This window comes from Helicobacter pylori (assembly GCF_015904775.1).
In the GTDB taxonomy this organism is placed as follows: domain Bacteria; phylum Campylobacterota; class Campylobacteria; order Campylobacterales; family Helicobacteraceae; genus Helicobacter; species Helicobacter pylori_DM.
Genome location: NZ_JADZNC010000011.1, coordinates 46,524 through 52,555 on the forward strand (window position 1 = coordinate 46,524; position 6,032 = coordinate 52,555).

7 protein-coding genes are annotated in these 6,032 nt (G+C 39.7%); 2 read left to right on the forward strand and 5 right to left on the reverse strand.

Going from position 1 to position 6,032, the window contains the following annotated elements:
* The first annotated feature begins 10 nt into the window (after positions 1-10).
* A complete protein-coding gene (gene ftsA, locus I6852_RS06145) occupies positions 11-1,492 on the forward strand; it encodes a cell division protein FtsA (protein ID WP_197291775.1) in 1,482 nt (493 codons plus the stop codon).
* Positions 1,493-1,622: 130 nt separating this feature from the next.
* Positions 1,623-2,780, forward strand: coding sequence for a cell division protein FtsZ (ftsZ, locus tag I6852_RS06150; protein WP_079336012.1), 1,158 nt, complete (start codon positions 1,623-1,625; stop codon positions 2,778-2,780).
* 356 nt (positions 2,781-3,136) lie between these two features.
* Here the strand turns inward: ftsZ and I6852_RS06155 are convergent, their stop codons facing one another.
* The 5 genes from I6852_RS06155 to I6852_RS06170 all read right to left on the reverse strand — a co-directional run bounded on the left by I6852_RS06155 (position 3,137) and on the right by I6852_RS06170 (position 5,786).
* Entirely contained in the window at positions 3,137-3,961 is an 825-nt protein-coding gene (locus I6852_RS06155) for a hypothetical protein (RefSeq protein ID WP_197291774.1), read from the reverse strand.
* The gene (locus tag I6852_RS06160; RefSeq protein WP_197291773.1) at positions 3,943-4,278 is read right to left on the reverse strand and encodes a hypothetical protein; all 336 of its coding nucleotides are present in this window, start codon (positions 4,276-4,278) and stop codon (positions 3,943-3,945) included. Before I6852_RS06160 ends, I6852_RS06155 begins: the two co-directional genes overlap by 19 nt.
* A gap of 183 nt (positions 4,279-4,461) precedes the next feature.
* Positions 4,462-4,593, reverse strand: a complete 132-nt coding sequence (locus I6852_RS08125) for a hypothetical protein (RefSeq protein WP_258220373.1) — start codon at positions 4,591-4,593, stop codon at positions 4,462-4,464.
* A 42-nt stretch (positions 4,594-4,635) separates the two neighbouring features.
* A complete protein-coding gene (mscS, locus tag I6852_RS06165; RefSeq protein WP_077648538.1) occupies positions 4,636-5,460 on the reverse strand; it encodes a small-conductance mechanosensitive channel MscS in 825 nt (274 codons plus the stop codon).
* A 134-nt stretch (positions 5,461-5,594) separates the two neighbouring features.
* Positions 5,595-5,786, reverse strand: coding sequence for a hypothetical protein (locus I6852_RS06170; RefSeq protein ID WP_128029371.1), 192 nt, complete (start codon positions 5,784-5,786; stop codon positions 5,595-5,597).
* Between the last annotated feature and the right edge of the window lie 246 nt (positions 5,787-6,032).

The following is a 6,032-nucleotide window of genomic DNA, read 5'->3' on the forward strand; positions in this document are numbered from 1 at the left end:
AGGGGAAATCATGGAACATAAAGAAATCGTTATAGGGGTTGATATAGGCTCTAGAAAGATTTGCGCGATAGTGGCTGAATTTAAAGACGGGATTTTGCGTATCATTGGCACCGCCCATCAAGACTCTAAAGAAATCAATTCAAAAGCCATTAAAAGAGGGCGCATCAATAGCCTTGCTCACGCTTCTAACGCCATTAAAGAAGTGATTAATAGCGCTAAAAAAATGGCGGGTTTGAACGCTGATGAAGACAGGAATAACCCCATTTCATCCTTTAGGGAATCGTATTACCCTAAAACTAAAGCGATTGTTTCTTTTTCTGGTGCTTATACTGAAAGCATTAGAGATGTGACCGGTGTGGCTAGCACTAAAGACAATGTGGTTACTATAGATGAAATCAATCGTGCTATTAATAACGCATGCGCTAAAGCAGGCTTAGATAACGACAAACATATTTTGCATGCCCTCCCCTATCGCTTCACTTTAGACAAACAAGAAGTGAATGACCCTTTAGGGATGAGCGGGACTCGCTTGGAAGTCTTTATCCACATTGTCTATACAGAAAAAAACAACATTGAAAATTTAGAAAAAATCATGATCCAATCTGGAGTAGAGATTGAAAACATCGTGATCAATTCTTATGCAGCCTCGATTGCCACCTTGTCTAATGATGAAAGGGAATTGGGCGTGGCTTGCGTGGATATGGGCGGAGAGACATGCAACCTTACGATTTATAGCGGCAATTCCATACGCTATAACAAATACTTACCCGTAGGCTCTCACCATTTGACCACGGATTTATCGCACATGCTCAACACCCCATTCCCTTACGCTGAAGAAGTTAAGATCAAATACGGGGATCTTTCTTTTGAAGGCGGAGAAGAAACGCCCTCTCAAAATGTCCAAATCCCTACCACCGGCTCTGATGGCCATGAAAGCCATATTGTGCCGCTTAGTGAAATCCAAACTATCATGAGGGAAAGGGCTTTAGAAACTTTTAAAATCATCCACAGGAGCATTCAGGATAGCGGTTTAGAAGAGTATTTGGGCGGAGGCGTTGTGTTAACCGGTGGGATGGCTTTAATGAAAGGGATCAAAGAATTAGCCAGAACCCATTTCACTAATTACCCTGTGCGTTTGGCGGCCCCTGTGGAAAAATACAATATCATGGGCATGTTTGAAGATTTGAAAGACCCTCGCTTTTCAGTCGTGGTTGGCTTGATTTTATACAAAGCAGGGGGGCATACCAATTATGAAAGAGACTCTAAAGGGGTTATCCGCTACCATGAAAGCGATGATTACACAAGAACAGCCCATCAATCAAGCCCTACCCCCCATATCCATTCATCGCCCACAGAAAGGAATTTGAGCGATTTAAAAACCCCTAACGCTCCTTTAAACACCGCTAAAAACGATGACTTCTTGCCTATAAAACCCACCGAACAAAAAGGTTTTTTTAAAAGTTTCCTTGATAAGATTTCTAAAATCTTTTAAGATACAGCCATTTCTTTATGCGATAAAAACGCCTTGATAGTTATCAAAAGCCAGAAAACATGGTATAATCCTTTAGCTATTTATCAAAGTTTAAGATTTGCAAAAATCGTATCTCAAGGGGAATGTGGCTATGGTTCATCAATCAGAGATGGAAAATTATAATATCGGTCAAGCGAGCATTGAAGAAGTAAGCGATCCAGCTTATAAAGGGGCTAAGATTGTCGTCATCGGTGTTGGAGGTGGGGGGTCTAACATGATTAAACACCTGGTTGAATATGGCGTGCATCAAGATGTTACCCCCATTGCAACGAACACTGATGGCCAACATCTCAAAAACAATCCCGCTCCGGTTAAAATCCTTTTAGGCAAAGAATCCACTGGAGGTTTAGGCGCTGGAGGGGTTCCTGATATTGGTAGGAAAGCCGCTGAAGAAAGTGCTAATGAAATTAGAGAAGCGATTAAGGACGCCAAATTAGTCATTGTCTCTACAGGGCTTGGAGGAGGGACTGGGACTGGAGCCACCCCTACTATCGTTAAAATCGCAAAAGAAGTGGGAGCACTCACGATTGCTATCGTCACTAAGCCTTTCAAATACGAAGGATCTCAAAAAAGCAAGAAAGCCGAAGAGGGGTTAAAGGAGTTGGAGCAATCTAGCGATTCTATTTTGGTTATCCCTAATGATAAAATTCTTTTGACCATGAAAAAAAACGCCAGCACCAAAGAATGCTATAAGGAAGTTGATGATGTCTTGGTTAGGGCTGTGAGCGGCATTTCTACGATCATCACTAAGCCCGGTGATATTAATGTTGATTTTTCCGATTTAAAAAGTGCTCTTGGTTTTAAAGGCTTTGCGTTAATGGGTATTGGTGAGGCCACTGGCGAAGAATCCGCTAAATTAGCAGTGGAAAATGCGATCCAATCGCCTCTTCTTGATGACGCTTCTATTGATGGGGCTAAGAGCATTATTGTCTTTTTTGAGCACCACCCTGATTATCCTATGTATGCTTATTCTCAAGCTTGCATATCTATTCAAGAACGAGCCAATCAAGATGTTGACGTTAAGTTTGGCCAACACACGAGCGAGAGTATCCCCATTGATCATGTGCGCGTTACTATCATTGCAACCGGTGCTGAAAGAAACAGCGGTGGAGCGGGTTTGGAATCTATCGCTACGCCCTCTCAGCCTATGGTGAAACAAACAAGAAAAGTGGGTAATAGCGATTTTTTAAGAATCCCTACTGAAGAAGAACTATCCACACCCACAGCCATAAGGATCCAGCAAGATTGATTGCAAATCTCGCTTTCCCCCCTATTTTTATAGGGTCATAATAAAGCGGTTTGTTGGGTTTGCTCTCATTCATTTTTAGAATAAAATTAAGAAGCTTTGATTTTGGTGTGCTGACTTTTAGAGCGTTTAGAGGGTTTTAAGGCACTTAAAGGGGGAAATTATCCCAAAATACCCCCTAATTCTTATAGTTAATAAAACGCTATAACTCAATCTAGTATAAATCCAGGTGTTTAGTATTCACTCCTATACGCATCATCTCTAAAACTATACACCCCATTATGAATTTGTGGAGTCAATACATTTTTGACTTGATTGAGTTCTGCATTCTTAAGGGCGGATTTGGGGGACTTCAATGACTAGCTGATTGAAATCCTCACCGCTTTATCAATCTCAAAGATAAAATCATAGCGCTTATTCAAGCTGTTATAAGTGGTGTCTTTAATCAAAGCATAAACTAGGTCTATGTTTTCTGTTTGTCTTATCGCTAATGAGGTGTCGTGGGATAGTTTCGCACTCACATTGATGAACTGATTGAGTAGGTCTTGTTCGTTAATGGAACAATACCCAGCGTTAGTATCAAATTGATTAGTTTTAAGGGGTTTGGGTTTGTATGTGTTATCTAGAACGCTATCCATAGTAAAGAAAGCGTTCGAGTCGTAGGAGTATCCAGGAACCCACTTGCTCCAATTTTCCCAACCATCCCTAGTTCCTCTTATTTTTCTCTGCCCGTTCTCTATCAAATTGGCTTTTAATTTAGCAAGAACGCTGTTAGCGGTATTACCTTGAGATAAGGCTTTATAGCCACCAAACCCAAATCTGCTTGTTTTTCCACCAGCTTTTATTTTACGCATAAACTCCGTGAAAGCAATCAAAAAGTCAGGGTTTGACTGACCATTAGGTAAGGCTTCATCAGCGATAGAGTTCCTAAATTTAGGGTCTTTTAATTCAGCAAAGGGTTCTCCAAGTCTTGTTTTTTCCCCATCAAGCATCAAGTAGGGATAAGGGGTAGTGCATATTAAAGTGAATACAGCCCCACGCTTATCTTTAGGGCTGTTGATAATAATGCTGTCTTGGTTGAACTCCCCACCCAAATTCACTATGATGTCTTTGAACTGATTTTTATTATGGAATGGTTTGAGTTCAAAACAAATGAAGCTAGTTTCTATGTTAGCTTGTAGCATACCTGATTCTCTGTATAACCTTTAACAATTTTGTATCCTATGTAGCCCTTGTATAGGTCTAGCTTTTTTCTCAACCACTTGGTTCTTTTTTCGTTATCAGTGTTAGTGAGCATAAAGGGTTTTAAAAGGGCTTCAACTTCCTCTTTTTTCTCGCCCTCTGTTGTCGCATTCAGTTCTAAAATCTTGGTGGCTTCTTTTAATCCATAATCCGCAATAATGGCTTTATCGTTATAAGTCCTACAACCAGAGATAACTGCTACTGGGCAGTTTAGCATCCGATCGTATAATCGGCTCATAGATAAAGCGGTGGTATTCATTTTTGAGCCATAGTCAAATCATCATAATCCACTAGGTTATTATCTCTTTTTGACCTTGTGTTTAAAACGGCTCTTAACACTGACTTTTTCTTATCATGCTCTTTTAGTTGGGCTGATAGGGGTTGGTTAGAGTTGACAGAGATTTTAAAGAGAGGTAGTTGGCTTCTAGCTTCCTTGTATTCCTTAAAGGCGAGCATCAATGAGAGATGATAACGAGTTAGAATTGATAGGGGCTTTTTCGCTACCCAATAAGTTAGACTGGGTGCGTTTAGAATTATCCGCACCGATGAAAAGGTTTTTGAAATCGCTTGACATAAGTTCTCCTTTAAACACTACAATCAACGCATCTCACACCAATCACTTAGAAGAGTCTTGTTTGTTGATAGAAATATCTAACTTGTTGAAAGGGATTTCAATGTGGTTAGCGTCTAGGGCGTTTTTGATGCGTTCAATGAGTTCGCTGCGCACATTAAAGATCCCATCTTCAATCTTTGCCCAAACCCTAATGGTGAAATTCAATGAACTTTGTCCAAAATCCGTGATCCCAATAAAAGTGGGCATGTTTTTATCAATTTTTTCCATTGCGTCAATAACATCTTTTATAGTCTTATGCACCAGTTCAATATCGCTCCCATACCCTACCCCACAAACCCATTCAATGCGCCGACACGCCGTGTTATTGCTATTGATAATATTAGAATTAGCGACACTTCTATTGGGTAAAACCGCCAAACGCCCGTCATGCAAGCGTAAAGAAGTGTTAAAAAAATTAAGCGCTTCTACTTTGCCCTCTAGGCCAGAGATTTCAATGATGTCTCCTTTTTTGAAAGGGTGTAAAATAATAAGGATTATCCCTCCAGCAATGCTTGAAAGGTAATCTTTTAAAGCCAACGCCACAGCGATCCCCACTGTTCCTAAAACAGTGATAATAGAAGTGGTTTGCACGCCTAGCGTGCTGAGTGCAATGATTGTGGTGATGATAAGGATTAAGATAAAAGTAACCTGCGCGACAAAATTCGCTAAAATCTCATCCTTTTTGGATAAAAGCTTCATGGTTTTGTTCCGTAAGAAAAACGAAAAATAAAAACCTATACAAAAGACAACAATAGCCTTGATTAAGATTATCCCAAAATGCTTTGCCTGCGGAAAAAAATCCACTAACAGCGTTTTAATTTCATCCATAAATTTTTCCTTGCAAATCACAAAATCGCTAAAAGAGACAAGATAACTTATTCTTATGTAGCTAATTTTGACATGTTAGCATGTTTAGGACTAACCTTATTACCACAGCTCAAACGCTCAATCCAATGCCAGTGTCAAAGGGATTGGCTTTTAGCACGCTGTCTAATGAAAAAGGGTTTTTGAGTGTTGAACCTAGAGATTACTTTACGCACACCCCCTACTTGATGGCTACCGCTTACTATATGGCAATGGTTTTTCCCTAGCTTGGCTTTAATGGATTTTATCGTTACTCTATCAACAGATACCGCTCTATAAGATTTTCGCATAAAGGCTATGGTGTGTTTAAAAGTCTCTGAGTAATTCTTTAAGAATTTAGGGGAGTTGGGGCTTTCTAAACTTTGGTCAATATTGATGTGGTTAGCAATCTTAATTTTTTGACCCCTTTTATAAGGCTTATAACCTTCACCCTTCCTTTTTCTCAAACAATAAAACAACAAAACAATAAAACCCCAAACCAAAACAACTAAAAATAAAAGAAATGAAAAAAGCAACAGAAGAATAAAGCACTAAAA

Coding starts and splice junctions, on each gene's coding strand:
- I6852_RS06155 (WP_197291774.1), bottom strand. CDS start 3,961: ATGCTACAAGCTAACATAGAAACTAGCTTCATTTGTTTTGAACTCAAA.
- ftsZ (WP_079336012.1), top strand. CDS start 1,623: ATGGTTCATCAATCAGAGATGGAAAATTATAATATCGGTCAAGCGAGC.
- I6852_RS06160 (WP_197291773.1), bottom strand. CDS start 4,278: ATGAATACCACCGCTTTATCTATGAGCCGATTATACGATCGGATGCTA.
- I6852_RS06170 (WP_128029371.1), bottom strand. CDS start 5,786: ATGCGAAAATCTTATAGAGCGGTATCTGTTGATAGAGTAACGATAAAA.
- ftsA (WP_197291775.1), top strand. CDS start 11: ATGGAACATAAAGAAATCGTTATAGGGGTTGATATAGGCTCTAGAAAG.
- mscS (WP_077648538.1), bottom strand. CDS start 5,460: ATGGATGAAATTAAAACGCTGTTAGTGGATTTTTTTCCGCAGGCAAAG.
- I6852_RS08125 (WP_258220373.1), bottom strand. CDS start 4,593: ATGTCAAGCGATTTCAAAAACCTTTTCATCGGTGCGGATAATTCTAAA.